Annotated in this window: 15 protein-coding genes, 2 pseudogenes and 3 CRISPR repeat arrays (1 of these 20 only partly in view); of the genes and pseudogenes, 14 read left to right on the forward strand and 3 right to left on the reverse strand. The window is 71.0% G+C overall.

Annotation, left to right across the window (positions count from 1 at the left end; genetic code table 11):
* Window positions 1-120 precede the first annotated feature (120 nt).
* From ACQUFX_RS26835 to ACQUFX_RS26865, 7 genes are all read left to right on the forward strand, one after another.
* Window positions 121-279 carry a hypothetical protein gene (locus tag ACQUFX_RS26835; RefSeq protein ID WP_428963001.1) on the forward strand — a complete coding sequence of 53 codons (159 nt, stop codon included), beginning with the start codon at window positions 121-123 and terminating at the stop codon, window positions 277-279.
* The gene (locus ACQUFX_RS26840) at window positions 276-827 is read left to right on the forward strand and encodes a DNA cytosine methyltransferase (RefSeq protein WP_428963002.1); all 552 of its coding nucleotides are present in this window, start codon (window positions 276-278) and stop codon (window positions 825-827) included. Before ACQUFX_RS26835 ends, ACQUFX_RS26840 begins: the two co-directional genes overlap by 4 nt.
* Window positions 796-1704 (forward strand): hypothetical protein, encoded by a 909-nt coding sequence (locus ACQUFX_RS26845; protein WP_428963003.1) that lies wholly within the window; start codon window positions 796-798, stop codon window positions 1702-1704. The genes ACQUFX_RS26840 and ACQUFX_RS26845 overlap by 32 nt, the downstream gene beginning before the upstream one ends.
* Window positions 1701-2852 carry a DNA-methyltransferase gene (locus tag ACQUFX_RS26850; RefSeq protein ID WP_428963004.1) on the forward strand — a complete coding sequence of 384 codons (1152 nt, stop codon included), beginning with the start codon at window positions 1701-1703 and terminating at the stop codon, window positions 2850-2852. The genes ACQUFX_RS26845 and ACQUFX_RS26850 overlap by 4 nt, the downstream gene beginning before the upstream one ends.
* Window positions 2849-3307 carry an XF1762 family protein gene (locus ACQUFX_RS26855; RefSeq protein ID WP_428963005.1) on the forward strand — a complete coding sequence of 153 codons (459 nt, stop codon included), beginning with the start codon at window positions 2849-2851 and terminating at the stop codon, window positions 3305-3307. The genes ACQUFX_RS26850 and ACQUFX_RS26855 overlap by 4 nt, the downstream gene beginning before the upstream one ends.
* A 91-nt stretch (window positions 3308-3398) precedes the next feature.
* Window positions 3399-3659 carry a helix-turn-helix domain-containing protein gene (locus tag ACQUFX_RS26860; protein WP_428963006.1) on the forward strand — a complete coding sequence of 87 codons (261 nt, stop codon included), beginning with the start codon at window positions 3399-3401 and terminating at the stop codon, window positions 3657-3659.
* 91 nt (window positions 3660-3750) lie between these two features.
* Complete coding sequence (locus ACQUFX_RS26865) at window positions 3751-5226, forward strand: tyrosine-type recombinase/integrase (protein ID WP_428963007.1); 1476 nt, start codon at window positions 3751-3753, stop codon at window positions 5224-5226.
* Window positions 5227-5488: 262 nt separating this feature from the next.
* Window positions 5489-7301: a CRISPR direct-repeat array (repeat unit 37 nt; unit sequence GCTGCGCCCGGCCACCACGGCGGGCGAGGATCGCAAC).
* A 19-nt stretch (window positions 7302-7320) separates the two neighbouring features.
* On the opposite strand, the pseudogene ACQUFX_RS26870 reads toward ACQUFX_RS26865, so the two are convergent.
* From ACQUFX_RS26870 to ACQUFX_RS26880, 3 genes and pseudogenes are all read right to left on the reverse strand, one after another.
* Window positions 7321-8141: pseudogene (locus ACQUFX_RS26870) on the reverse strand (IS5 family transposase).
* Between the two features lie 310 nt (window positions 8142-8451).
* Window positions 8452-9912 (reverse strand): group II intron reverse transcriptase/maturase, encoded by a 1461-nt coding sequence (ltrA, locus tag ACQUFX_RS26875; RefSeq protein ID WP_428961622.1) that lies wholly within the window; start codon window positions 9910-9912, stop codon window positions 8452-8454.
* Window positions 9913-10506: 594 nt separating this feature from the next.
* Window positions 10507-11171: pseudogene (locus tag ACQUFX_RS26880) on the reverse strand (IS5 family transposase); the annotation flags it as partial.
* A gap of 120 nt (window positions 11172-11291) precedes the next feature.
* Window positions 11292-14069: a CRISPR direct-repeat array (repeat unit 37 nt; unit sequence GCTGCGCCCGGCCACCACGGCGGGCGAGGATCGCAAC).
* 673 nt (window positions 14070-14742) lie between these two features.
* Here ACQUFX_RS26880 and cas3 point away from each other — a divergent pair.
* Genes cas3 through cas2 form a run of 7 tightly spaced genes read left to right on the forward strand, consistent with a single transcriptional unit; the run spans window position 14743 to window position 22345 of the window.
* Window positions 14743-17022 (forward strand): CRISPR-associated helicase Cas3', encoded by a 2280-nt coding sequence (gene cas3, locus ACQUFX_RS26885; protein WP_428963008.1) that lies wholly within the window; start codon window positions 14743-14745, stop codon window positions 17020-17022.
* 17 nt (window positions 17023-17039) lie between these two features.
* Window positions 17040-17711, forward strand: a complete 672-nt coding sequence (gene cas5c, locus ACQUFX_RS26890; protein ID WP_428963009.1) for a type I-C CRISPR-associated protein Cas5c — start codon at window positions 17040-17042, stop codon at window positions 17709-17711.
* Window positions 17711-19534, forward strand: a complete 1824-nt coding sequence (cas8c, locus tag ACQUFX_RS26895) for a type I-C CRISPR-associated protein Cas8c/Csd1 (RefSeq protein ID WP_428963010.1) — start codon at window positions 17711-17713, stop codon at window positions 19532-19534. The genes cas5c and cas8c overlap by 1 nt, the downstream gene beginning before the upstream one ends.
* Window positions 19531-20394: a type I-C CRISPR-associated protein Cas7/Csd2 gene (cas7c, locus tag ACQUFX_RS26900; RefSeq protein ID WP_428963011.1), complete on the forward strand. Its 864-nt coding sequence runs from the start codon at window positions 19531-19533 to the stop codon at window positions 20392-20394. Before cas8c ends, cas7c begins: the two co-directional genes overlap by 4 nt.
* Window positions 20391-21035 carry a CRISPR-associated protein Cas4 gene (cas4, locus tag ACQUFX_RS26905; RefSeq protein WP_428963012.1) on the forward strand — a complete coding sequence of 215 codons (645 nt, stop codon included), beginning with the start codon at window positions 20391-20393 and terminating at the stop codon, window positions 21033-21035. Before cas7c ends, cas4 begins: the two co-directional genes overlap by 4 nt.
* Entirely contained in the window at window positions 21028-22053 is a 1026-nt protein-coding gene (gene cas1c / locus ACQUFX_RS26910) for a type I-C CRISPR-associated endonuclease Cas1c (RefSeq protein ID WP_428963013.1), read from the forward strand. The genes cas4 and cas1c overlap by 8 nt, the downstream gene beginning before the upstream one ends.
* Before the next feature lies 1 nt (window position 22054).
* Window positions 22055-22345, forward strand: a complete 291-nt coding sequence (cas2, locus tag ACQUFX_RS26915) for a CRISPR-associated endonuclease Cas2 (protein WP_428963014.1) — start codon at window positions 22055-22057, stop codon at window positions 22343-22345.
* A gap of 126 nt (window positions 22346-22471) precedes the next feature.
* Window positions 22472-25693: a CRISPR direct-repeat array (repeat unit 37 nt; unit sequence GCTGCGCCCGGCCACCACGCCGGGCGAGGATCGCAAC); it runs 735 nt beyond the window's last position.

Genomic DNA, 25693 nt, shown 5'->3' on the forward strand with positions numbered 1-25693 from the left:
AACACAACCCTTGATCCACATCCCGAGAACCACAAGCTCAAGGACCTTCACCACCAGACACACGCCGACGAACTCAAGCGATGTCGAACTGTCACCCGAGGCCGGAACCGGGGTGGTCGCGTGACCACACCCACCCACCGCTACCTGTCCCTGGGCGCGGGCGTGCGGGGCTCCACCCTCCTGCTCCTCGCCGCCCAGGGGGTCATCGCCCGGTGCGACGCGGCGATCTTCGCCGACACCGGCTGGGAACCGGCCGCGGGGCGTGGGGAGGTGGCGTGAACGTTGCACACGCCGCCGCACCACGAGTCGGCTCGGTCTGCACCGGCTACGGCGGCCTCGACGTGGCCGTCGAGCTGGTGCTCGGCGGCCGGCTCGCCTGGTACGCCGAGACCGACCGCCACGCCGCCGCCGTCTGCGCCTACCACTGGCCCGGCGTCCCGAACCTCGGGGACATCGGCGCCGTCGACTGGACCCGGGTCGAGCCCGTCGACATCCTCACGGCGGGGTTCCCTTGTCAGGACATCAGCAACGCCGGCAAGCGGGCCGGTATCACCGGCGAGCACTCCAGCGTCTGGCAGCACGTCGCCGCCGCCGTTCGCGTCCTACGACCGCGACTGCTGTTCGTGGAGAACGTCGCCGCCCTCCTGCGACGGGGCCTCGACGTCGTCCACGCCGACCTGGCCGAGATCGGGTACGACACGAGCTGGCTCTGCCTACGCGCATCCGACATCGGCGCCGCCCACCGACGGGACCGGCTGTTCCTGCTGGCCACCCCTGGCGAAGGACGGGCAGGGGGTGCGGACGTTGCCGACACCGTGCGCCCGTGACGGCAAGGGACCCGGCCACCAGTACGGGCTGCCGGACCTGGTCGAGCCGACCGGAACCCGCCACCACCTGCTGCCGACACCGACCGCGGTGACATACGGGTCGAACAAGTCCCCCTCGGCCGGGGCGACCCGCCGGCCCGGCCTCGCCGGTATCGCCGGGCAGGTGCTGCCCCCACCCACCGCGGGAGGCGGCACCGGCTCCATGAGCGGCACCAACCGTGACACCTGGCGACCGGCCCTGGGATCGGCGGTCCGCGGCTACCGGCCGCAGCGCGGCGGGAAGCCGAGGACTCCGCCGCTGCTGCCCACGCCGCGAGCAAGCGACACCGGTACGCCCGGTCGGCGGGCCGGCGTCGGGTGGCGGCCTCCGTTGTCGCAGGTGCTGCTGCCCACCCCGAGGGCAACCGACGGCACCAAGGGCTGTCCCGGCCAGCGCGGGTCGCACGGGGACCTCACCCTGCCGTCGGCAGCGGTGCGGGTGCCGGCCCGTACCCTGCCCACCCCGCGCGCCTCCGACGCGCGGGGCCCCGGCCGGCACGGCGAGGGTGGCGCGGACCTCCGCACCACCGTCGCCGGACTGGGCGAGCCCGACGCCGACCGGTGGGGCGTCTACGCCGAAGCGGTAGCACGGTGGGAACTACTCCTCGGCCGACCCGTGCCGGAGCCGACCCAACCCGGGCGGCACGGCAAACCGGTCCTGGCGCCGCCGTTCGTGGAATGGCTCATGGGCCTCGACCAGCAGTGGGTCACCGACCCGGCGCTCGGGCTGCCGCGCACCGGCGCGTTGCGGGTCCTCGGCAACGGCGTCGTCCCCCAGCAGGCCGCCGCCGCGCTGCGGCTGCTGCTCTGCCCGCACCGGTGGGCGGTGCCGACATGACCGACCCCACCGCGTTGGACGCCTACCGGTACCGGAGGGTCGGCCCGGTCGAGTTGTATCTCGGTGACGCCCGCGAGGTGCTCGCCGCGATGCCGGACGGCAGCGTCGACTCGATCGTGACCAGCCCGCCGTTCTGGTCGCTGCGGGACTACGGCACCGGCGCATGGCACAACGGCATCCCCGACTGCCCGCACCCACTGCCCCCCCGGCTCCGCCGTGACGGCGCGACGTGCGGCCGGTGCGGGGCGACGTGGGTCGACCTCCAGTACGGGCTGGAACCCACCGTGGACGCCTACGTCGAGCGCCTCGTGCGCGTGTTCGACGAGGCGAGACGGGTGCTCCACCCCGCCGGGACGTTGTGGCTGAACCTCGGCGACAGCTACACCGGCGGCACCCGCTACGCCTACGACACCGGCGGCATCACCGCTGGTGTCGGCGCACTGATGCCGGCGAAGAACCTGATCGGCGTGCCCTGGCGCACCGCGTTCGCGCTGCAGGCACGCGGCTGGTGGCTGCGCAACGCGGTCATCTGGTCGAAGACCAACCCGATGCCCGAGTCCGTGACCGACCGGCTGAGCACCAGCTACGAACTGCTGTTCCTGCTCACCAGGTCCCGTTCCTACTACTTCGACCTCGACCCGATCCGGACCCCGCTTCTCCGGCCGGAGGCCGCCGACGGGACCCGGATCATCGGCGGTGCGCGCAAGGGCCGCACCGGCGGTGTCGACGCGACCGCCCGCCGCCGCGGCGCCACCGCCTACGGCACCGGCAAGTACCGCGCTGAGGACGCCGGCGTCGAGCCTCGTGCCGGCGCGGGCAACCTCGTTCCGCTCGGCCACGCCCACACCGCCGCCCACGCGAAGGGACGGAACCCGGGGGATGTGTGGCGGATCGCGACCCGCCCCTACCGGGGGTCGCACGTGGCCCCCTTTCCGGTCGACCTGCCACTACGGGCGATCGCGGCCGGCTGTCCACCCGGCGGTGTGGTTCTGGACCCGTTCTCCGGGGCCGGGACGACCGGGCTCGCCGCGCTGCGTCTCGGCCGCCGCTTTGTGGGGGTCGACATCAGCGCCGCGTTTCACGACGAGGCGCTGAACCGGCTCGCCCCGCACCTGCCCGACGACCTGCCGAGCGGGGAGAGCGGGTGAGCCTGCGGACGGTGCCGGTCACGTTCGCCGAGGCATGCGGCTTCGTCGCGGACTGGCACCGCCATCATCGGCCGCCGCGGGGGCACAAGTTCAGCGTCGGCGTGGCCTGCGGCGACGTCCTGGTCGGCGTGGCCGTCGTCGGTCGTCCCGTCGCGCGCAGACTCGACGACGGGCTGACCCTCGAGGTCACCAGGGTGGCCACGGACGGCACCCGTAACGCCTGTTCCCTGCTCTACGGGGCGGCGTGGAAGGCTGCCCGGGCGTTGGGCTACCGGCGTCTGGTCACCTACACCCAGGACGGGGAGAGCGGGGCCAGCCTGCGAGCAGCCGGGTGGCGCAATGTCGCCTCCCGGCCACCGCAGCCGGGCTGGTCACGACCGAGCCGCCCCCGCGTCGACCACGGCACCGCCGACATCGGCCGGCTGCGGTGGGAGCCGACCGAGCCAATCGGCTGACCACCACACCAGCAAACACCACCATCCCGAGGGCCCGCCACCACTGCGGTGGCGGGCCCTCTCCCGCGTTCCAGGAAGAGGAACCAAGCCCATGGACAGCACAGCCAGCACACGCCCAGAAGGCCCGCCCGTGTGGACCGTCGAGCGTATTCGGGCTCTCGGGGCGGTCACCGACATCGCGACCGTCGGCGAGATCTTCGGCCTGTCCCGCAGCAGCGCCTACGAACTAGCACGCCGCGACCGGCTGCCGGCGCCGGTGTTGCGGGTCGGATCCCGCTACCGGGTCTCCGTCGCCGCGATCCTGGCGGCCCTCGGCGTACCGAACGAACCCCCGTCCCCGCCCACGACTTGATCAATGCGCCGTAACGAGCGTCGATCACCACCAACGGACACCCGACAATCCGACGCCACCCCACCGGCGGCGTCGGCGAGGAGAACTCGTCATGGCAGACGGATCGATCACCAAACGCTGTAGCTGCCGCGCCGACGGCAAGCGCGTCGGCGCCACCTGCCCCAAGCTCCGCCGCGGCAACGGATGGAACCCCCACCACGGCAGGTGGCGCTACCAACTCGAACTCCCCCTCGACGCTGCCCACAGGCGGCGACAACTACGCCGCACAGGCTTTACCACCCGCGAGGAAGCCGTCAGCGAGCGCGACCGCGCCCGCGCACTGCTCGACCTCGCCGGCCGCGACGAGATCCTGCGCCGGCACGTCGCCGACCTGCTGCAGGCGTGCAAGCCCCGCCAGCCGCTGCCCGACCGCGACCAGGTGGCCCGCCGTATCCACGCCGGCGTGCCCGCCGCCACCAACCTCACCCTCGGCGAGTACCTCGCCGAATGGCTCACCAACCGCACCAGAATCGCGCCCGCAACCCGGCGCAGCTACCAAGACCACATCACCAAGTATTGGACTCCCCACCTCGGCCAGATTGCCCTGCACGAACTCACCGCCGCGCACATCCAGTCGGTCTTCGCCACCATCGACGCCCACAACGCGAGAATCCTCGCCGCCAGGACCAGCCCAGACAGGAAGATCCGCGACACCGTCAGAGGAAAACGGACCGTCGGCGACGCCAGCCAACACAGGATCCTCGCCACCCTGCGCAAGGCACTCAACGACGCCCGCCGCCTCTACCACCACAAACTCATCGACCACAACCCGGCCGAATCCGTCGACCTGAAGTCCGGCGCCCCACCCAAACCCCGAATGTGGACGGACATCGCCGTCAACCGGTGGCGCCGCACTCGAACCCGCCCCAGCCCCGTCATGGTCTGGACACCCGCCCAGGTAGGCCAGTTCCTCGACTTCGCCGAAACCGAAGACCCCGAGCTGTACCCGCTGTACGACCTGGCCATCCACCGCGGCCCACGCCGCGGCGAACTATGCGGCCTGCACGACTACGACGTCGACCTCGAAACAGCCGGGATCACCATCACCACCCAACGCACCAGCGTCGGCTACCAAATCATCGAAAAGGCCGTGAAGTCAGCGGCCGGAGACCGGATCATCCCCCTCAGCGACGACACCGTCACCGGGTTGCGCCGCTACCTCACCCACAGAGCCGCATGGAAGCTCGCCGCCGGCGACGCCTGGGCCGACACAGACGTCTTCTTCGTCCGCCAACACGACGGCCAACCCTGGCACCCCGACACCGTCACGGCCCGCTTCGACCGGCTTGTTGCCCGCAGTGGCCTGCCACCCGTCCGGCTCCACGACCTTCGACACGTCGCCGCGACCCTGATGCTCGCGGCCGGAGCGACGATCAAGGAGATCCAGGACACCCTCGGCCACTCCTCCTACAAACTGACCGCCGACACCTACACCTCCGTCCTCGCCGAGGTGAAGAAGACCACCGCCGAGGCAACTATCAAACTCATCCCCCGCCGCAACCGTCCGACGACAGCGGTGGCTGCGTGAAGGCGCTCGGCTCGACCGCCGGCCACCCTCAACAGGTGCTCAACAGCGCGGCACAACCAACCAGCGCCCCACGATGACATCGAACACCTCGGCCCTGCCCGTACCATCAACCCACGCAGGCCAGTTGGTGATCTAGGAACCCCCGGTGAGCACGAAATCCCCGGGGGGTTCCTAACCACGAAACACGCACAGAAGGAGTAAAACGGTCTCAAGGTGGGGGATGAAGCCAGCGACACCCATGCATATCACCAGGCCACGAGCCGCTGCGCCCGGCCACCACGGCGGGCGAGGATCGCAACGACCCGGCGCCCGGTCAGCACGTTGCGCTAGTGGGGCCGCTGCGCCCGGCCACCACGGCGGGCGAGGATCGCAACGATCCAAGGCCCTGCCCGGATCACGAACCGGGTCGCTAGCTGCGCCCGGCCACCACGGCGGGCGAGGATCGCAACTCTCATGCGCCAGCCCGGTCGTCGTGCGGATGGTCAAGCTGCGCCCGGCCACCACGGCGGGCGAGGATCGCAACTGCTGTCCGAGGCGCTGATCGTCAACCGTGGCGCCGGGCTGCGCCCGGCCACCACGGCGGGCGAGGATCGCAACGCCCAGGGCATGGGCGAGGGTGCCCCGCAGTCGCGTAAGCTGCGCCCGGCCACCACGGCGGGCGAGGATCGCAACGACGTGCTGGCCGTACCACCGCCGGGCCGCCACCTCGCTGCGCCCGGCCACCACGGCGGGCGAGGATCGCAACCGTCAAGTGGTAGGTGAAATCGCCTGCGGTCAAGAACGCTGCGCCCGGCCACCACGGCGGGCGAGGATCGCAACCGCGCGAAGGCAGGCCGGATCGACTGCCCGGCGTGCGGGCTGCGCCCGGCCACCACGGCGGGCGAGGATCGCAACCCGATACCTACAGGTGGTGCGGGGGCTGCGGCGGGCTGCGCCCGGCCACCACGGCGGGCGAGGATCGCAACACCATCCCGAGCCACAGGCCGAAGGCCTTCTGCACCAGGCTGCGCCCGGCCACCACGGCGGGCGAGGATCGCAACGCGGCCGGCGCGCTGGCCTGCGCGCAGTGGATCGGCTGCGCCCGGCCACCACGGCGGGCGAGGATCGCAACAGAAGAGCGTGACCGTGTTGCACACGGCGTACTCCCGGCTGCGCCCGGCCACCACGGCGGGCGAGGATCGCAACGGAGGATCCGGCAACCCTACCCGGCCGGGCAGGGTGCTGCGCCCGGCCACCACGGCGGGCGAGGATCGCAACCTGCACTGCCCGTCGGACCCGGACTTCCCGGACCTGGCTGCGCCCGGCCACCACGGCGGGCGAGGATCGCAACACCGATGACGATTCGCGGCTCGGTAGGTAGCGCGTGCTGCGCCCGGCCACCACGGCGGGCGAGGATCGCAACTCCCTGACGCCACCCATCGGGGGCAGCGCGGTCAGGGGGCTGCGCCCGGCCACCACGGCGGGCGAGGATCGCAACATGAACGTCTCGGGGAACAGGCCGGACAGGGCATCCGCTGCGCCCGGCCACCACGGCGGGCGAGGATCGCAACATGAACGTCTCGGGGAACAGGCCGGACAGGGCATCCGCTGCGCCCGGCCACCACGGCGGGCGAGGATCGCAACTGGCTGAGGTTGAGGGACACGGCACCGGACGCGGCCGGGCGCTGCGCCCGGCCACCACGGCGGGCGAGGATCGCAACTGCTTTTGACCCGCAAACCGCTCGGGGCTTTCATGGGCTGCGCCCGGCCACCACGGCGGGCGAGGATCGCAACTCTTCTCTCGCCCGGATGCTGACGACCGTGAACCAGCGGCTGCGCCCGGCCACCACGGCGGGCGAGGATCGCAACCAGGTTGGCGGCGTCTACGAACCCGGATGGATCGTCGGGCTGCGCCCGGCCACCACGGCGGGCGAGGATCGCAACACCGGTAGACGCTGGCGACCTGGGCGGTGCCATCTCGGCGCTGCGCCCGGCCACCACGGCGGGCGAGGATCGCAACCGACGCTTGTCACCTGGCTCAACAAAGTCGTGCAGAAGGGCTGCGCCCGGCCACCACGGCGGGCGAGGATCGCAACTCGTGCCGACTTAGAGGTCCTAACAAAGTCGTGCGACGTGTCGGTACGTGATGATGCAGGTGGCGAGGGCGAGGAAGGCTTCGTGGATGTCGTCACGGCGTTCCCACCGGATGCGTAGGCGTTTCATGCCGTGGTACCAGGCGATGGTTCTCTCGACCACCCACCTGGATACGCCCAGACCGGAGCCGTGGGGTTGACCGCGGCGGGCGATCCGCGGCCGGATGCCCTTGGCGCGTACGGCCCGGCGGTACTTGTCGTGGTCGTACGCACGATCGGCGAAGAGCTGGTTGGGGTGCTGGCGGGGTCGGCCACGGCGGCCCCGGACCGGCGGGATCTTGTCGATCAGCGGGAGCAGTTGGGTGACGTCGTGGCGGTTGCCGCCGGTCAACGCGACGGCCAGGGGGATGCCGGCGCCCTCGGTCAGGACGTGATGCTTCGAGCCCGGGCGGGCGCGGTCGACCGGGCTCGGGCCGCTTTTGGGCCACGCCGGGCGGCCCGCACATGCGAGGAGTCGATCACGGCGCGAGACCAGTCGAGTTTCCCGGCCGCCTGCAGCTCGGCCAGCAGCAGCTCGTGCAGCCGCTGCCACACTCCGGCCCGGTTCCACTCCTCCAGGCGCCGCCAGCAGGTCATTCCCGAGCCGAATCCCAGTTCTTGGGGCAAGAACTCCCACTGGATGCCCGTGTGCAGCACGAACAAGATCCCGCACAGCACCTGCCGATCCGGGATCCGCCTGCGCCCCGGGTGCCGAGGATTGCGCTCAGGCTTGGGCAGCAACGGCTCGATGCGCTGCCACAGCCCGTCCGGCACGATCCACGGCGGCTGCTCACCACGCCTCACGGCCCGACATCGTAGATCGTCCTCTAGAGAGGACGAAAGACCCAGAGATCATTTTGTTAGGACCTCTTAGAGGTTCTAACAAAGTCGTGCGACGTGTCGGTACGTGATGATGCAGGTGGCGAGGGCGAGGAAGGCTTCGTGGATGTCGTCACGGCGTTCCCACCGGATGCGTAGGCGTTTCATGCCGTGGTACCAGGCGATGGTGTTGGGTCGGGTCCGGGCGCGGTGCCTGGATTGCTCCAGGTCCGTTTCCCGGACCCGCCCGCCGAACCCGGCGTGCGACTTTCACCGCACCGGGCTCTCCACGAGGTCATGCCGTTGGGGGTGGGCTTGTCGTGGGCTGCCAGGGGTTCGGGATCTTGGTGCCGCGATAGCGGTATCGGGTCACGGGGACCTTCGCCATCTTGAACAACTCGACCCCGTCGAAGGCGATGGGCTGCCACCCTTGCGGGGTGCGCAGCCATCGCCGGATGGCTCTCCAGGTCATGCGGTTGCGGCGCATCACCCAGTTGATCACTCGCCACCAGATGAAGTTCTGCAGGTGGGAGAAGGTGTGCTTGGCGACCGCGTGCTTGAAGTAGTTGGCCCATCCACGCTGGATGTAGTTGATCCTCACCAGCGTTTCCCGGTAGCTCAGATGCGACAACCGGCGGGTCAGTGACTTGATCTTCCGTTTCAGCGCCTGGACCGGCTTGTCTGCGATGAACGTGTAGACATGCCACTTGCTCGTTCCTCGTTTCCGCTGCCAGACGATGCGGAATCCGAGGAAGTCGACCCCGTCGGCAAGGTGGGTGATCCTGGTCTTGGACTCGGATAGGCGCAGGCCCATCGTCGCCAGGACGGTGCTCACCTGGTCTCGCAGGTCCTCGACGTGTTCCTGGTTGCCGTGGACCAGGACGAGGAAGTCGTCGGCGTAGCGGACCAACTGCCACGTCGCCAGCCCTTTGGCGCGTCGTTGCCTGCGCTGCTGGCCGGTGCCCGCTGCCGCCCATTGCTCGGCGAAGAACTCGTCGAGAACCGACAACGCGATGTTGGCCAGCAGTGGTGAGAGGATCCCTCCTTGGGGTGTGCCGGACGTGGTCTCGTTCCGCTCGCCGAGCTCAGTCATGATCCCGGCCTTGAGGAACGCCTTCACCAACGTGAGCACCCGCTTGTCCTTCACCCGCGCCCGCACCCGGTCCATCAGAGCCGGGTGGTCGATACGGTCGAAGCACGCCTCGATGTCCGCGTCCAGCACCCACCGGTAACCGGCGGTGGCCAGATGATGGATCTCGGCGATCGCGTCGTGCGCACGCCGGTTCGGCCGGAACCCATACGAACAAGGCTGAAAATCCGCCTCGAAGATGGGCTCCAGGACCAGCTTCAGCGCCGCCTGGACCACGCGGTCCGTGATGGTCGGTATCCCGAGCCGGCGTAGTTTCCCACCGGTCTTGGGGATCATCTTCTCCCGTACTGGTAGCGGCCGGAACGTGCCGGCCTTCAGCAGGGAACGGACATGGTCCAGGAACACCTCGGGCCCTGCCATGCTCACGTGCACGGCGGTGACGCCATCCACGCCAGCAGTGCGGGCTCCGGCATTCCCGGCGACCCGTTGCAACGCCACGACCAGCGTGGCCGGGTCGCTGACGAAGTTGTAGACATCGTCAAACCGGCGACCGTGGTCGGCCACCGCCCAACGGTGCAGTTTGATCTGCATTCCCCGTACCCGTGTCCATGCCTCTTCCGGGGTCGGCCACGCGACGGTGGCATCCACCACCGTGTCTTCGGGCATTGCAGTACCTCCCTTGCGATCTCGCTGCCGCCCTTCCCCATGTGACCGGCTCTCCCGGCCTCGGAGTACTACGACGGCTCCGCCCTCTCCCGACCCGATCGGCCGACGGTGGACCCAGCCCGACGTGTCGTCTCCGGATGAGACGCAGCCGGGCAGGACCGGGAGAGTTCCCGTGTTCACTGACTGATCGCTCGACGAAGGAGGCACCCGGCTATACCCCCGCGGCATCGCCACGGCTACCCCGCAGCACTTCACCGTGGCCTTCCTGACCGCTGAACAAAGACGCCCAGGAAGTTCCGGTCCCGAGAGAAGAGGACCAGGACGCACCGCACCCAGCCCATATCCGCCAGGTTCGAGCTGGTAGGGATCGTTAGGAGGCTTCAGACACCGGTTCCTCGCGTATACCTCTCCGTCTCGCTTGCCGGACCCGCGCCATCTGGCAGTACTGGTCACGTCCCGGCGTTGTCGGGGCCGCTTGCCACCCTCCCCGGCACCTCCCGGATCAGGCTGCCCCCAGCTTCACCGAACTGCTGCGACAGCCCGGCGGCGAAGGTCTCTCACCTCCACTCGATCAATCAGCGCCTCACGGCGCACTCTCTCGACCACCCACCTGGATACGCCCAGACCGGAGCCGTGGGGTTGACCGCGGCGGGCGATCCGCGGCCGGATGCCCTTGGCGCGTACGGCCCGGCGGTACTTGTCGTGGTCGTACGCACGATCGGCGAAGAGCTGGTTGGGGTGCTGGCGGGGTCGGCCACGGCGGCCCCGGACCGGCGGGATCTTGTCGACCAGCGGGAGCAGTTGGGTGACGTCGTGGCGGTTGCCGCCGGTCAACGCGACGGCCAGGGGGATGCCGGCGCCCTCGGTCAGGACGTGATGCTTCGAGCCCGGGCGGGCGCGGTCGACCGGGCTCGGGCCGCTTTTGGGCCACGCCGGGCGGCCCGCACATGCGAGGAGTCGATCACGGCGCGAGACCAGTCGAGTTTCCCGGCCGCCTGCAGCTCGGCCAGCAGCAGCTCGTGCAGCCGCTGCCACACTCCGGCCCGGTTCCACTCCTCCAGGCGCCGCCAGCAGGTCATTCCCGAGCCGAATCCCAGCTCTTGGGGCAAGAACTCCCACTGGATGCCCGTGTGCAGCACGAACAAGATCCCGCACAGCACCTGCCGATCCGGGATCCGCCTGCGCCCCGGGTACCGAGGATTGCGCTCAGGCTTGGGCAGCAACGGCTCGATGCGCTGCCACAGCCCGTCCGGCACGATCCACGGCGGCTGCTCACCACGCCTCACGGCCCGACATCGTAGATCGTTCTCTACAGAGGACGGAAGACCCAGAGATCATTTTGTTAGGACCTCTTACAACATCATCTGAGCAGGGCCGGTGCTGCGCCCGGCCACCACGGCGGGCGAGGATCGCAACCCTTTCCAGTGGCGCGCCCCGCGCGGCGGTGCCGAACGGTGGCTGCGCCCGGCCACCACGGCGGGCGAGGATCGCAACACGCGGCAGGTCTCGCAGCGGCTCGACGGGGGCTAGCTGCGCCCGGCCACCACGGCGGGCGAGGATCGCAACGCCGAGCAGCACGGCCCCGGCGATCCCGGTAGCGATGCTGCGCCCGGCCACCACGGCGGGCGAGGATCGCAACTGCGACCTGTCCGACGACGAGGTTGCCGCGCTGGAGGCGCTGCGCCCGGCCACCACGGCGGGCGAGGATCGCAACTTGGAACAGGGAGCGCCGCAGTATTTCTTTTGGCGACGCTGCGCCCGGCCACCACGGCGGGCGAGGATCGCAACGGGGTGTTGTGGCCGGCGGCGTGGGCACCGACCACGGGCTGCGCCCGGCCACCACGGCGGGCGAGGATCGCAACGCCTTTGGGGAGGGATAGTAGAGCATTGCCTAGGCGTCGACGCTGCGCCCGGCCACCACGGCGGGCGAGGATCGCAACGTGAGCGGGTCGTGGTCCCTGGTCCGCGACATCGGCACGCTGCGCCCGGCCACCACGGCGGGCGAGGATCGCAACCCGTGCTGCGGGTCGCACCCCTTGTGGGCGGCCTGGCGGCTGCGCCCGGCCACCACGGCGGGCGAGGATCGCAACCCGACGGCGGGAACGTCGATGGTGTCGCTCACAGGCCCGCTGCGCCCGGCCACCACGGCGGGCGAGGATCGCAACCAGCTCGGCCGGCTCGTACCAGCCGGCGAACCTCGGGAGCTGCGCCCGGCCACCACGGCGGGCGAGGATCGCAACCAGTCGGACAGGTCGGCGGGCACCCAGTCGGGCAAGCTGCGCCCGGCCACCACGGCGGGCGAGGATCGCAACCATTCGGTGGTGCCGGCGAGGAAGAGCACGTCGAAGGCTGCGCCCGGCCACCACGGCGGGCGAGGATCGCAACCATTCGGTGGTGCCGGCGAGGAAGAGCACGTCGAAGGCTGCGCCCGGCCACCACGGCGGGCGAGGATCGCAACCATTCGGTGGTGCCGGCGAGGAAGAGCACGTCGAAGGCTGCGCCCGGCCACCACGGCGGGCGAGGATCGCAACCATTCGGTGGTGCCGGCGAGGAAGAGCACGTCGAAGGCTGCGCCCGGCCACCACGGCGGGCGAGGATCGCAACCGGTGGGCCAGGCACCGGGAGGCTACGTCCAGCCCGGCAGCTGCGCCCGGCCACCACGGCGGGCGAGGATCGCAACCGGTGTTCCGGGACATGGGGCCGTTCAGCGAGAAGAAGCTGCGCCCGGCCACCACGGCGGGCGAGGATCGCAACATGCAGCAGACCGTGTTCGCGGCCCCGGTCGGGGCGCTGCGCCCGGCCACCACGGCGGGCGAGGATCGCAACCGGGGCCGATCGATCAGCACCGGTACGAGTCGACCCGCTGCGCCCGGCCACCACGGCGGGCGAGGATCGCAACCTTTTCCCGTAAGGGAGCGGTGACGGACATGCAGAGCTGCGCCCGGCCACCACGGCGGGCGAGGATCGCAACATTTCTGCGGACTCAGCATGAGTCCGGAATTTCTGCCGCTGCGCCCGGCCACCACGGCGGGCGAGGATCGCAACCACAGCAACCCGACCAGGCCACCGATCAGCGCCAACCGCTGCGCCCGGCCACCACGGCGGGCGAGGATCGCAACCACAGCAACCCGACCAGGCCACCGATCAGCGCCAACCGCTGCGCCCGGCCACCACGGCGGGCGAGGATCGCAACACCGCGCGGGCCCGGTGCACCTCCGGCACCCGCAGGCTGCGCCCGGCCACCACGGCGGGCGAGGATCGCAACACCGAGGCCGACTACGACGACCTGCCCGCGTAGCCCCGCGCTGCGCCCGGCCACCACGGCGGGCGAGGATCGCAACGTCAACCCGCTCGGGTCGTCCGTCGGGATGCCCCGCTAGCTGCGCCCGGCCACCACGGCGGGCGAGGATCGCAACGCCGGGTACGCCATGATGGCCGCCGCCGGGGCCGCCGCGCTGCGCCCGGCCACCACGGCGGGCGAGGATCGCAACTCGCCGGCGATGCTGACCCGCTGGAGCCCGCAGCACTGGCTGCGCCCGGCCACCACGGCGGGCGAGGATCGCAACTCGGGAGGCCAGTGCGATCCTACGGGATAACGCACCTGGCTGCGCCCGGCCACCACGGCGGGCGAGGATCGCAACGTCGCCGTTGTCGCTGGCGACCAGATCCACCCCCCAGGCTGCGCCCGGCCACCACGGCGGGCGAGGATCGCAACGTCACCCGCAGCGGGGACCGGCTCGACCGGCACGAGGCTGCGCCCGGCCACCACGGCGGGCGAGGATCGCAACCGGGCAGTGCAGGGCGGCCCGGTGCGGTACCGCGTGGCTGCGCCCGGCCACCACGGCGGGCGAGGATCGCAACGAGAGCTGAGCGACAAGGCATGGTGCGACAGGCTCGCTGCTGCACCCGGCCACCACGGCGGGCGAGGATCGCAACCCCCGGGCGAGTTCGGGGCCGGCGAGGTGCGGGTCATGCTGCGCCCGGCCACCACGGCGGGCGAGGATCGCAACCTGGGTGATGACCACCTACCGCGTACGCCGGGGTGGCTGCGCCCGGCCACCACGGCGGGCGAGGGTCGCAACACCGTCAACGTCGCGGTACGTGGCGAGCGCGCCGGGGCGCTGCGCCCGGCCACCGCGGCGGGCGAGGATCGCGATGGAACTGGGATGGTGCCCTCTTCCGGGTGCTCAGGCGCCCGCGCCCAGCTACCGTCCTGGCTCAGTGACGCCGGAAGGGGTTCAGCCGCAGAAGCCGGTCGAGGACCTTCCGAAAGTCGCTTCGCCGACTGGCGTCTGGATGCATCGAAGCGATCAGAGCGACCACCGCCATGAGCGCGAGGTATATGAGCAGGACGGCGAAGACAGCCCAGGGGCCCAGGGACAGCAGATTCATTTAGACCAGCTCTCGGGATGGATTTGCGGAGAGTGTTGCCAGGTACGGGGTCACGTCCGTTCGTTCGCGCGGTCTCGAGGTGTGGGCGTTGTCGCTTCTATTCAGCGCTAACGCTCGTGATTTCTAGCGGTTACGGCCTGAACGTGAGTCGTTCTGGTTGTCGCGGGGGGGTGCTGGCGGACTTTTTGTCCGTCGGTGAGGCCGAAGGCAGGCGACCCTGAAACCCTTCTACCTGTGCGCCGGTGCGCGTTGCGCGGCGGCGAGGATCGCAACTATTCGGCGCTGACGCCTGCCAACGGCCGGGCTGCTGACGGAGGGGCGCGGTTTGGCGGTGAGCAAGATTCACGACAGTAGGGTTTTGTGTCTTGACTCCGCCAAGCGCGACTGGCTGGATGGCCGGGTGGCATCGGTGCCATCTGATCTTGTTGGGAATGGCGTGTGACGGATGAGGAGACGCTCTGGGCGCACAGCCCACCGTCTGGCAGCGGTGTGTGGCACGGGCTGTCCGACCATCTGCGTTCCACTGCGGCTCTTGCCCGGGGCTTCGCGGCGCCGTTCGGTGGGGGTGAGCTGGCGTACTGGTTCGGGCTTCTGCATGACTGCGGTAAGGCGAGTTGTGGCTGGCAGCAGCGGCTGGCTGAGGTTGCGGGTACAGATGAGCAGGTCGGTATCGATCACAAGTCGCTGGGTACTCGGCTTGCTGAGGAGCGGGGGCTGGGCGCGTTCGCGGTGGGGATCTTCGGCCATCACGGTGGTCTGCTGGACCGGGGTGACTTCAAGAAGCGGCTGAAGGACAGGCTCCGTAAGGAAGCGGGCAACGTCGCCTCGGCGGAGGCGTTGTTGCCGCGTCTGCTGCCGGAGTTGCCGGCGGACCTGAGTAGCGCCGTGCCGCCGCGTTGGCAGTCGGATCCGCTGGTGAGCGAGATGGGCCTGCGGTTGTGTTACAGCGCGTTGGTGGACGCTGACGGGCTGGACACCGACTCGCACTACCGGCAGCGCGAGGCGCCGCGGGTCCGTCCGGATGTCGACTTCGGCCGTTTGTTGAAGGTGTTCGAGCAGCGGCGGCTGGAGGAGCTTCGCCGTCGGCCGTCTTCACCGATCGACGGGCTGCGGGAGCAGGTGTACGCCGAGTGTGTGGCGGCGGCTGAGCGTCCGCCGGGGATGTTCCGGCTGCATGCGCCGACGGGGGTGGGGAAGACCCTGGCGTCGGCGGGGTTCGCGTTGACGCACGCCGCCCGTCACGGGTTGCGGCGGGTGATCGTGGCGGTGCCGTTTCTGACGATCACGGAGCAGAACGCGGCGGTGTACCGGCGGATGCTCGACGAGGAGGGCGCGGAGCCTGTGGTGTTGGAGCACCACAGTCAGGTCGACTTCGACGCCGCGGGGTCGGGGCGGTGGGCGCGGCAGGCGGCGGAGAACTGGGACGCGCCGTTCGTGGTGACGACGTTCGTGCGGCTGTTCGAGTCGTTGTATGCGCGGAAGCCGTCGGTGATGCGTAGGGTGCACCGGCTGGCGGGTGCGGTGATCGTGTTGGACGAGATCCAGGCGTTGCCGCACGACATGTTGGTGCCGATCCTGGACGGTCTGCGGTTGTTGGTGGATCACTTCGGGACGACGGTGCTGTTGTCGTCGGCGACCCAGCCCGATTTCTGGGCGTTGCGGCCGTTCGCCGACCTGGCCCGCGTCGAGGTGGTCGGACAGGTGCCGGTGCTCACCGAGCAGATGCGCCGGGTGTCCTACGAGTGGCGGTGGGATCCGGGGCTGACCCTCGCGGATGTCGCCGACGGCGCGGCCGATGGTGAGGGGAGTGCTGGTTCGGCGATGGTGGTGGTCAACACCACCGCCGATGCCTGCACGGTGTTCGACCGGTGGCGTGAGTCCGGGTGGGATGGTGGTGTCGTCTGGCACCTGTCGACCCGGATGTGTCCGGCACATCGGCGGCGGGTGCTCACGGCAGTGACGCAGCGGTTGCAGGCGGGGCAGCGGGTGCTGCTGGCCGCGACCCAGCTTGTCGAGGCGGGGGTGGACCTGGACTTCCCGGTGGTGTTCCGGGCGATGGCTCCAGCGGACTCCCTGGTGCAGGCCGCGGGGCGCGCCAACCGGGAGGGGCTCCTGGAGCGGGGGCGGGTGGTGATCTTCGAGGCGGCCGACGCCGGTGGGCCGCCGGCGTACGAGCGGCTGGTGGCGGTGGCCCGGACCTGTTTCGGCCCTGACCGGGCGGACCCCGACGATCTCGAAGCGTTGGGTGACTACTACCGGCAGGTGTATGAGGCGTTGAACCTGAAGGACCCGGGGCACGTGGGGCAGCAGATCCAAGAGGCCCGCCGGAAGTGGTCCTTTCAGACCGTCACCGACGGGCCTCCGATCGATGGGGGAGGGCGCCGGAACCGCCAGCGGGCGTTCCGGATGATCCGGGACGAGGGCGTCTCCGTGGTCACCCCGCAGGGCGCGTCGACGCCCGAAGAGAAGGCCCGCATCGAGAAGATCGTCGACCGGATCCGTCACGCCCCGATGGCCGATGTGCGGGACCTGCGTGAGCTGCAGCCCTACACCACGACCTTGCACGGCGGCTTACTGAGGGATCCGGCGGTGCGGGCGTGGATGCGACCAATCCTCGGTAACGAGATTCACGTTGGCTCGTTGGTGGAGTGGATCGGATCGTACGACCCGGACACCGGGATTGCTGTTGACCCGAGGGTGGAGGAGTTCGTCTTGTGATTGAGGTGGTTGATGGGGTGCCGGTGCGCCGTAGCCAGGAGGGTGACCTGCCGGTGGTGGTGCAGGTGACCGCTGAGGGGGCGCTGTTCTCCCGGCCGGAGTTGAAGGTCGAGCGGGTCAGCTACCCGGTGATGACGCCGTCGGCGGCGGTGGGGGTGCTGGAGTCGATCTACTGGAAGCCGGAGATCCGGTACGAGGTCGTCGCGATCGAGGTCCTCAAACCGATCCGGCAGTTCACCATCCGCCGGAACGAGACCAGTGACGTCGCTCCGCTGGCCGAGGCCCTCAAGGGCACCCGGCGGGTGGACACCGCCGCCAACCGGGACCAGCGCAACGCCGTCTGCCTGCGGGACGTCGCCTACCGGATTCACGCGCACGTGGTACCCGCACCGCACGCCGACAAGCCGGCGGCGGCCTACCGCGACCAGTTGCGCCGCCGGGTCCGCAAGGGCGCCTGCTTCCAGCACCCCTACCTCGGCACCCGGGAGTTCAGCGCCGACTTCGGCCCTCCGGACGACACACCCCGGCAGGCCACGCTCACCGAAGACATCGGGATCATGCTGCACTCGATCCACCGCGACGGCGACGGCAAGCCCCGCATGGAGTGGTTCGCCGCCCGTGTCGAGGCCGGTGTCCTGCAGGTGCCGGCGCGGGGCATGGAACTGGCCCTGCCGGCCGGGGTCGGCTGATGCTGCTGCAACGCCTCGTCGAGTACGCCGCCGACAGCGACCAGGTCACCCCACCCTTCTACGGACGCAAGCCGGTGCGGTTCGTGATCGACCTGGCCGCCGACGGCACACCCCTGAAGACCGACCTGACCGACCTGGCCAATCCCGCCAATCGCGACGAACGGTTCGGGGTGCCCCGGCTGGTGCCGGCGGTGACCCGCACCGTCGGCGTCGCCCCGGCCCTGGCCGCCGACACCGTCGAGTACGTGCTCGGCTGGGTCGCCGAGGACGGCGGCAAACCCGACCGGGTGGCCAAACAGCACGAGGCGTTCCAGGAACAGATCCGCAGTTGGTCGAAGGCCGAGCCGCACGGCCCGGCCCCCGCCATCGCCGCCTTCTACGCCAACGGCCACGCCGCCCGCATGACCACCGACCGCACCTGGGGGCGCGGCGACCTGGTCGCGATCACCGTCGGCGGCCGGTTCGCCGTCGAGGACGACTCCGCGCGCCGCTACTGGGCGACCGTCGCCGCCGGCCGTAAGGGCCTCGGCCGGGCGGGGCTGTGTCTTGTCTGCGGTCAGGTCCGTGACCTGCTCAAGACGATTCCCCAGCAGATCCCGCAGCGGTGGCTGCCCGGCGCCACGCAGGGCGCCTCACTGGTCAGCGTCAACGAGGCCGTCCACGGCTACGAGCTGACGAAGTTCCTCACCCACACACCCATCTGCATCACCTGCGGGCTGACGTTCATGTCCTCCCTGACCGCCCTGTTGTCCGACGACACCCACAGCAGCGCCCTTCCCGGCCAGTACGGGCGGCTGGTGTGGTGGATCGTCGGCGGAAGCCGGTTCAACCCGATGGCCGCCCTGGACGACCCGGAACTCAGCGACGCCCGCGCCCTGCTCAACACCCCCCACGACGGCATCGACCCCGACATCGATGACCTGTCCACCTTCTGCTCGGTGACAGTCGGCGGGAACGTCGCCCGGGTGGTGGTCCGCGACTGGATCGAGATGCCCCTGCCCCAGGTCAAGACCAACATCCGCACCTGGATCGACGACCACGAGATCTCCGACCGGGCCGGCGCGGCCGGCCAGGTCAGGTTGACCCAACTCGTCCGCGCCGCCGGCCGGTGGCAGCCCGGACGAGGCGGCGCAGCCGGCAGTTGGGCCAAACTCGGCGCCCGCGGCGAGGACCGCCCCCACGCCCTGCACCACGCCCTGCTGCGCTCCGCGCTGCTGCGGGCACCGCTGCCACCGAAACTCCTGGCCCACGTGATCAACCGGATCCGCACCGACAGCCGGATCGACCCCGCCCGGATGGCGCTCGTCCGCCTCGGCCTGCGCCGCCACCCCGGACTACACCCACACGCTCGAGAAAGGCTGACGCCGACGTTGAACCCCGACAACAAGGACCCCGCCTACCTGTCCGGCCGGGCCTTCGCCGTCCTCGACGACCTCCAACAGGCCGTCTACCGCGCGGCCAACCAGCCGCTCAACACCACCTTCGCCGAGCGGTACATGGGCCGCGCCATCACCAACCCCCGCGCCGTCCTTGTCAACGGCCAGCGCACCTCCACCGCCTGGCTGCGCCGCCTGCGCGGACCGCTACGCCGACCCGCCTGGGCCGCCGCCTACGCCCACCGCCTCGACGGCATCTACGCCGACCTGACCGCCATCCCCGCCAGCGCGATCCTCGCGCAGAAGGCGGAGTTCGTCCTCGGCTTCCACCACCAGCGCGCCGCGATGCGCGCCGAGCGCGTCGAAGCCGCCGCCCGCAAACGCGACACCGACCTTCCCCCCGCCCCCGACCAGCCCGACCGTGACACCCAGGGAGACGACGAATGAGCGACGCCCACCTCGACCCGACCCGCCGCCACGACGCCGTCATCCTGTTCGACGTCACCGACGGCAACCCCAACGGCGACCCCGACGGCGGCAACCAGCCCCGCACCGACGACGAAACCGGCCAGGGCCTCGTCACCGACGTCGCCCTCAAGCGCAAGATCCGCGACACCGTGTCCCTGCTGCGCGGCGACGACCCCCGGTACGGCATCTTCGTCGAAGCCGGCCACGCCCTGAACACCCGCATCGAGGAAGGCCTCAAAGCCAACCCCGGCAAGGCCGACGACGCCCAGCGGTGGCTCTGCGAGCACTACTTCGACATCCGCCTCTTCGGCGCGGTCCTCAGCACCGGCACCAAGGGCGGCGCCGGCCAGGTCCGCGGACCGGTGCAGCTGACCTTCGCCCGCAGCGTCGACCCCGTGCTGCCCACCGACCACGCCATCACCCGCGTCACCCAGACCCGCCAGGACGACATCGACAAGGGTGAACGCACGGAGATGGGCTCCAAGTGGACCATCCCCTACGGCCTCTACCAGGCCCGCCTGTTCTACTCCGCGCCCCGCGCCACCAAGACCGGCGTCACCACCGACGACCTCACCGTCCTCTGGCGCGCCATCAGCCTCATGTTCGACCACGACCGCTCCGCCACCCGCGGCGAGATGAAACTCTGCGGCCTCTACGTCTTCAGCCACCCCGACGCCCTCGGCGTCGCACCCGCCGCCAGTCTCACCGAACGCGTCCGACTCACCCGCAAGAACCAGGAGAAGCCGGCCCGCCACCACAGCGACTACGACCTCACCCTCACCACCGCCGATCTGCCCGATGGCGTCGAGTTCACCCCCCTGGTCAACCTCTGGCCGTGACCACACCCGCCGGTGGCAGTGAGCCGACCGAGATCCCGCTGTCCGCGCTCGAGCACTACGCCTACTGCCACCGGCAAACCGCCCTCATCCACCTCGAAGGCGTCTGGACCGACAGCGCCGACACCGTCCGAGGCGACCTCAGCCACCGCCTCGTCGACCTCCCCGGCCTGAAACGCCGCGCCGGCGTCACCACCATCCGGTCCCTGCCCGTGGCCAGCACCACCCACGGCCTTCGAGGCATCTGCGACGTCGTCGAATTCACCGGCCAGACCGCCACCCCCGTGGAGTACAAGGTCGGCCGCTACCAACCCGGCGGCCCCGCCGACCTGCAACTCGCCGGCCAAGCCCTCTGCCTCATCGAAGCCGGCTTCGACGTGCCGCTCGGCCACATCTACTCCGTGGCCGAGCGGCGCCGTCACCCCGTCACGATCGACACCGACATCCTCACCCGCGTCACCACCGCCGCCCACGCCATCCGCGCGCTCCTGGCATCCGTACGCCTACCCACCGCCCGCAACGACAGCCGGTGCCGGCGCTGCTCCCTGCGCGACGACTGCCTACCCGACATCACCGACGGCCACCACCGCCGACCACCAACCGACCTGTTCACACCCAAGCTCCTGGGACCCTGGCGTGACTGAACTGCTCAACACCCTCTACATCCAAACTCCCGGCACCAGCCTGCACCTCGACGGCGACACCATCCGCGTCTACCACCCCGACCAGACCGGACGACACCTCATCCCCCTCGTCCGCCTCGACCACTTGGTCCTCTTCGGCGGGGTCAACATCACCGACGACCTGATCCTGCGCTGCGCCGACGACCGCCGATCCGTCACCTGGCTCACCGGCATGGGCCGCTTCCGCGCCCGCACCAACGGCCCCACCAGCGGAAACCCCCTCCTCCGGCAAGCCCAACACCGCGCCGCCGACACCCCCGACCATCGCCTGGCCATCGCCACCGCCATGATCGCCGGGAAGATCCACAACAGTCGGCAGAACCTCCTCCGCGCCGCCCGCGACACCTCCGGCCACCGCCAGACCGCCCTACGCGCGTCCGCGGAACTCCTCGCCCAACGCCTCGACCTCCTGCGCACCGCCGACACCATCGACACGGTCCTCGGCGTCGAGGGCATCGCCGCCCGCGACTACTTCACCGCCGCCCCCTACCTGGTCACCGACAAGACCCTCCACGACGGCGGACGCCACAAACGCCCACCCACCGACCCCCTGAACTGCCTGCTGTCCTTCCTCTACGGGATGCTCCGCGTCGCCGTGCACGGCGCCCTCGAACACGTCGGCCTCGACCCCTACATCGGCTACCTCCACGGCGTGCGCCCCGGCAAACCCGCCCTCGCCCTCGACCTCATGGAGGAGTTCCGGCCCCTCCTCGCCGACCGGCTCGCGTTCACCATGCTCAACCGCAAGGAACTCACCGCCGACGACTTCGAGAAACTCCCCACCGGCGCCTACCGGCTCACCGAAACCGGCCGCAAGACCGTCCTGACCGCCTGGCAGACCAGCCGACGCCGCCCCTGGCCCCACGCCCACCTCACCACCGACGTCGAAGCAGCCGTCCTCCCCCTCATCCAAGCCCGGCTCCTCGCCCGGCACCTGCGCGGCGACCTCGACACCTACCGGCCCTGGACCGTCAACTGACATGGACCTGCTCATCACCTACGACGTCGAGACCACCACCCCCGCCGGGGAACGGCGCCTGCGCCGCGTCGCGAAAGTCTGCGAAGCCTACGGACACCGCGTCCAGAAATCCGTCTTCGAAGTCGTCTGCCGCGACGCCGACAAAGTCAAACTCGTCGCCGAACTCCTCGACATCATCGACCCCACCCGCGACAGCGTCCGCATCTACCGGCTACCCGCCAACGCCCTCGACGACGTCGAACACCTCGGACGCGCTCGTACCATGGACCCACGCGGACCCTTCGTGATCTAGGAACCCCCAGTGGACACGAAAACCCCGGGAGGTTCCCAACCACGAAACATGCACAGAAGGAGTAAAACGGTCTCACGGCGAGGAGCATGCGCAGCGATCCCTGTGCATATCCGCAGCTCGCGAGCCGCTGCGCCCGGCCACCACGCCGGGCGAGGATCGCAACCTCACCTGCGCGGTCATACCATCACCATACGCCGAGTAGCTGCGCCCGGCCACCACGCCGGGCGAGGATCGCAACGACTGACGCCGACCCCGGCCGCGAGCCGGTCGGGGCGGCTGCGCCCGGCCACCACGCCGGGCGAGGATCGCAACTCGGTGCGGATCGCCTCCACCTCGGCCGCCTCAGCGAGCTGCGCCCGGCCACCACGCCGGGCGAGGATCGCAACCAGGTCCAGACTGCCGGCAGGATTTCGCTGCACCGGCCAGCTGCGCCCGGCCACCACGCCGGGCGAGGATCGCAACACCTGCATCCAGTCCGTGGCCGAGATCGACGACGAGGGCTGCGCCCGGCCACCACGCCGGGCGAGGATCGCAACGCCATCGGTGCTCGCTCCTCAGCAGCGGATCAGCTGCTGCGCCCGGCCACCACGCCGGGCGAGGATCGCAACGTCGCCGCGCTCATGCCCCTGCACCTGCGGGGCGACGAGCTGCGCCCGGCCACCACGCCGGGCGAGGATCGCAACTCCGGCACGATGCTGCGGCTGAAGAAGCAGACCGGCAGCTGCGCCCGGCCACCACGCCGGGCGAGGATCGCAACTGCACGCTGCCGCCCTTGTCGGCCACCTGGTCGCGGAGCTGCGCCCGGCCACCACGCCGGGCGAGGATCGCAACGTCCTCGGCGGGGCCGGCACGTCGGACGCTGGGGTGCCGCTGCGCCCGGCCACCACGCCGGGCGAGGATCGCAACTTCGACATCCTGGTGTGGCTGGCGGTGGCGAAGAGCTGCGCCCGGCCACCACGCCGGGCGAGGATCGCAACTCCCGTCCCTCGACGGGCACAACCATGCTGTTGCCGAGCTGCGCCCGGCCACCACGCCGGGCGAGGATCGCAACGAGTCCACCGTCACCCAGCCCGACGGCGTCCGCGTGCGCTGCGCCCGGCCACCACGCCGGGCGAGGATCGCAACCCTCAGCGACGTCACCGGCCGGGACATCGACACCCAGGCTGCGCCCGGCCACCACGCCGGGCGAGGATCGCAACCCTCAGCGACGTCACCGGCCGGGACATCGACACCCAGGCTGCGCCCGGCCACCACGCCGGGCGAGGATCGCAACCGGGTCCGCGGCTCCGATCTGGTGGTGGTCATCCGCGCTGCGCCCGGCCACCACGCCGGGCGAGGATCGCAACGTCGGCGACCCGCCACCGTTGATGACCTGGAGCAGCGGCTGCGCCCGGCCACCACGCCGGGCGAGGATCGCAACCGGCGTCTGCCAGTCGACCCGGAAGTACTCCTTGCCAGCTGCGCCCGGCCACCACGCCGGGCGAGGATCGCAACAACGGGGGGCTCGGCCGGGCGATCGTGATCGCGCGGACGCTGCGCCCGGCCACCACGCCGGGCGAGGATCGCAACCACAACCTGATCGTCGCCGTCAACGGCTTCCCCTAGCTGCGCCCGGCCACCACGCCGGGCGAGGATCGCAACGAGGGGCGGAGCCAGCCTCGGGTAGGGCACGGTGACGGCTGCGCCCGGCCACCACGCCGGGCGAGGATCGCAACCGGTCCGCCGCCCTCGCCCCATTGACCAGGGCGAGGGCTGCGCCCGGCCACCACGCCGGGCGAGGATCGCAACCATGCGGACGCCGGTCATCAGGGGCAGGGTTTCGTCCGCTGCGCCCGGCCACCACGCCGGGCGAGGATCGCAACCGGTGCAGGTTGAGGGCGTACCGGGCTGCCTCACCCCGCTGCGCCCGGCCACCACGCCGGGCGAGGATCGCAACCAGGCGGCGGCGGGCGAGCTGGGCACCACGCTCAAGGCTGCGCCCGGCCACCACGCCGGGCGAGGATCGCAACCACGTCCCGGTCGCGTCCAGCGCAGACCGGAAGTGGCTGCGCCCGGCCACCACGCCGGGCGAGGATCGCAACGCGGCGGCGGGGGTGCCGCAGGGCTGCGGGCCCGGCCGACGCTGCGCCCGGCCACCACGCCGGGCGAGGATCGCAACACGATCCGGATCCCCGGGTCGGGACGGGTCGGGACGGGCTGCGCCCGGCCACCACGCCGGGCGAGGATCGCAACCGGATCTCGCTTTCGCGGGTGTTTCTGCTGGTTGCCGGGCTGCGCCCGGCCACCACGCCGGGCGAGGATCGCAACAAGGCCGTCGCCCTCGTGTGGGCCTCCCACGCCAAGCTGCGCCCGGCCACCACGCCGGGCGAGGATCGCAACCACTCGGCGGTGCTCGACGCGGTCGGGAGGGTCATCGGCGCTGCGCCCGGCCACCACGCCGGGCGAGGATCGCAACGGTCGGATGTCCGGGCCGTGACCGTGGGCCAGGTGGTGGCTGCGCCCGGCCACCACGCCGGGCGAGGATCGCAACGCTGGCGACCTGGTGGTGGCCACCGAGCGGCTGGTGTAGCTGCGCCCGGCCACCACGCCGGGCGAGGATCGCAACCCCGCACCCGGGCACGCAGCACCGGTGCGGGTACGTGGCTGCGCCCGGCCACCACGCCGGGCGAGGATCGCAACTTCCACCCCGGGTCGGCCCCGGCCTCGATGGTCTCCGCTGCGCCCGGCCACCACGCCGGGCGAGGATCGCAACCCTCGTCGACCGGCGCGATCACGCAGGCGATGATCAGCTGCGCCCGGCCACCACGCCGGGCGAGGATCGCAACGAGGGGCGTGGATGGACCGTGGTCGGTGCCCACGCCGGCTGCGCCCGGCCACCACGCCGGGCGAGGATCGCAACTCGGTCGAAGCGGCGATGCGCAACAACCGGCCGAGGCTGCGCCCGGCCACCACGCCGGGCGAGGATCGCAACCCGGGGCGAGGTCACGCGCGCCCCCTCACGGTCCGGGGCTGCGCCCGGCCACCACGCCGGGCGAGGATCGCAACGTCGAGCTGCCGACCCTGGTCACCCCCGCCGGCGGGGGGCTGCGCCCGGCCACCACGCCGGGCGAGGATCGCAACGTGCCGCAGGCCGGCGAGCCGGCCGACCCGTGGACGGGCTGCGCCCGGCCACCACGCCGGGCGAGGATCGCAACTGTCCGCCCTGCCGGGCGGGCGCCTGCTGTGCGGTAGCTGCGCCCGGCCACCACGCCGGGCGAGGATCGCAACACCAGCTCGGCCCGGATGTGCGCGCTCAACGCGGCGGCTGCGCCTGGCCACCACGCCGGGCGAGGATCGCAACACCACCGA

This window comes from Micromonospora fluostatini (assembly GCF_050410825.1).
Classification (GTDB): domain Bacteria; phylum Actinomycetota; class Actinomycetes; order Mycobacteriales; family Micromonosporaceae; genus Micromonospora; species Micromonospora rosaria.

What these genes read in the sequence shown, in the direction of transcription:
- ACQUFX_RS26850 (WP_428963004.1), top strand. Translation starts at nt 1,701, where the DNA reads ATGACCGACCCCACCGCGTTGGACGCCTACCGGTACCGGAGGGTCGGC.
- ACQUFX_RS26860 (WP_428963006.1), top strand. Translation starts at nt 3,399, where the DNA reads ATGGACAGCACAGCCAGCACACGCCCAGAAGGCCCGCCCGTGTGGACC.
- ACQUFX_RS26865 (WP_428963007.1), top strand. Translation starts at nt 3,751, where the DNA reads ATGGCAGACGGATCGATCACCAAACGCTGTAGCTGCCGCGCCGACGGC.
- ltrA (WP_428961622.1), bottom strand. Translation starts at nt 9,912, where the DNA reads ATGCCCGAAGACACGGTGGTGGATGCCACCGTCGCGTGGCCGACCCCG.
- cas8c (WP_428963010.1), top strand. Translation starts at nt 17,711, where the DNA reads ATGCTGCTGCAACGCCTCGTCGAGTACGCCGCCGACAGCGACCAGGTC.
- cas7c (WP_428963011.1), top strand. Translation starts at nt 19,531, where the DNA reads ATGAGCGACGCCCACCTCGACCCGACCCGCCGCCACGACGCCGTCATC.
- cas2 (WP_428963014.1), top strand. Translation starts at nt 22,055, where the DNA reads ATGGACCTGCTCATCACCTACGACGTCGAGACCACCACCCCCGCCGGG.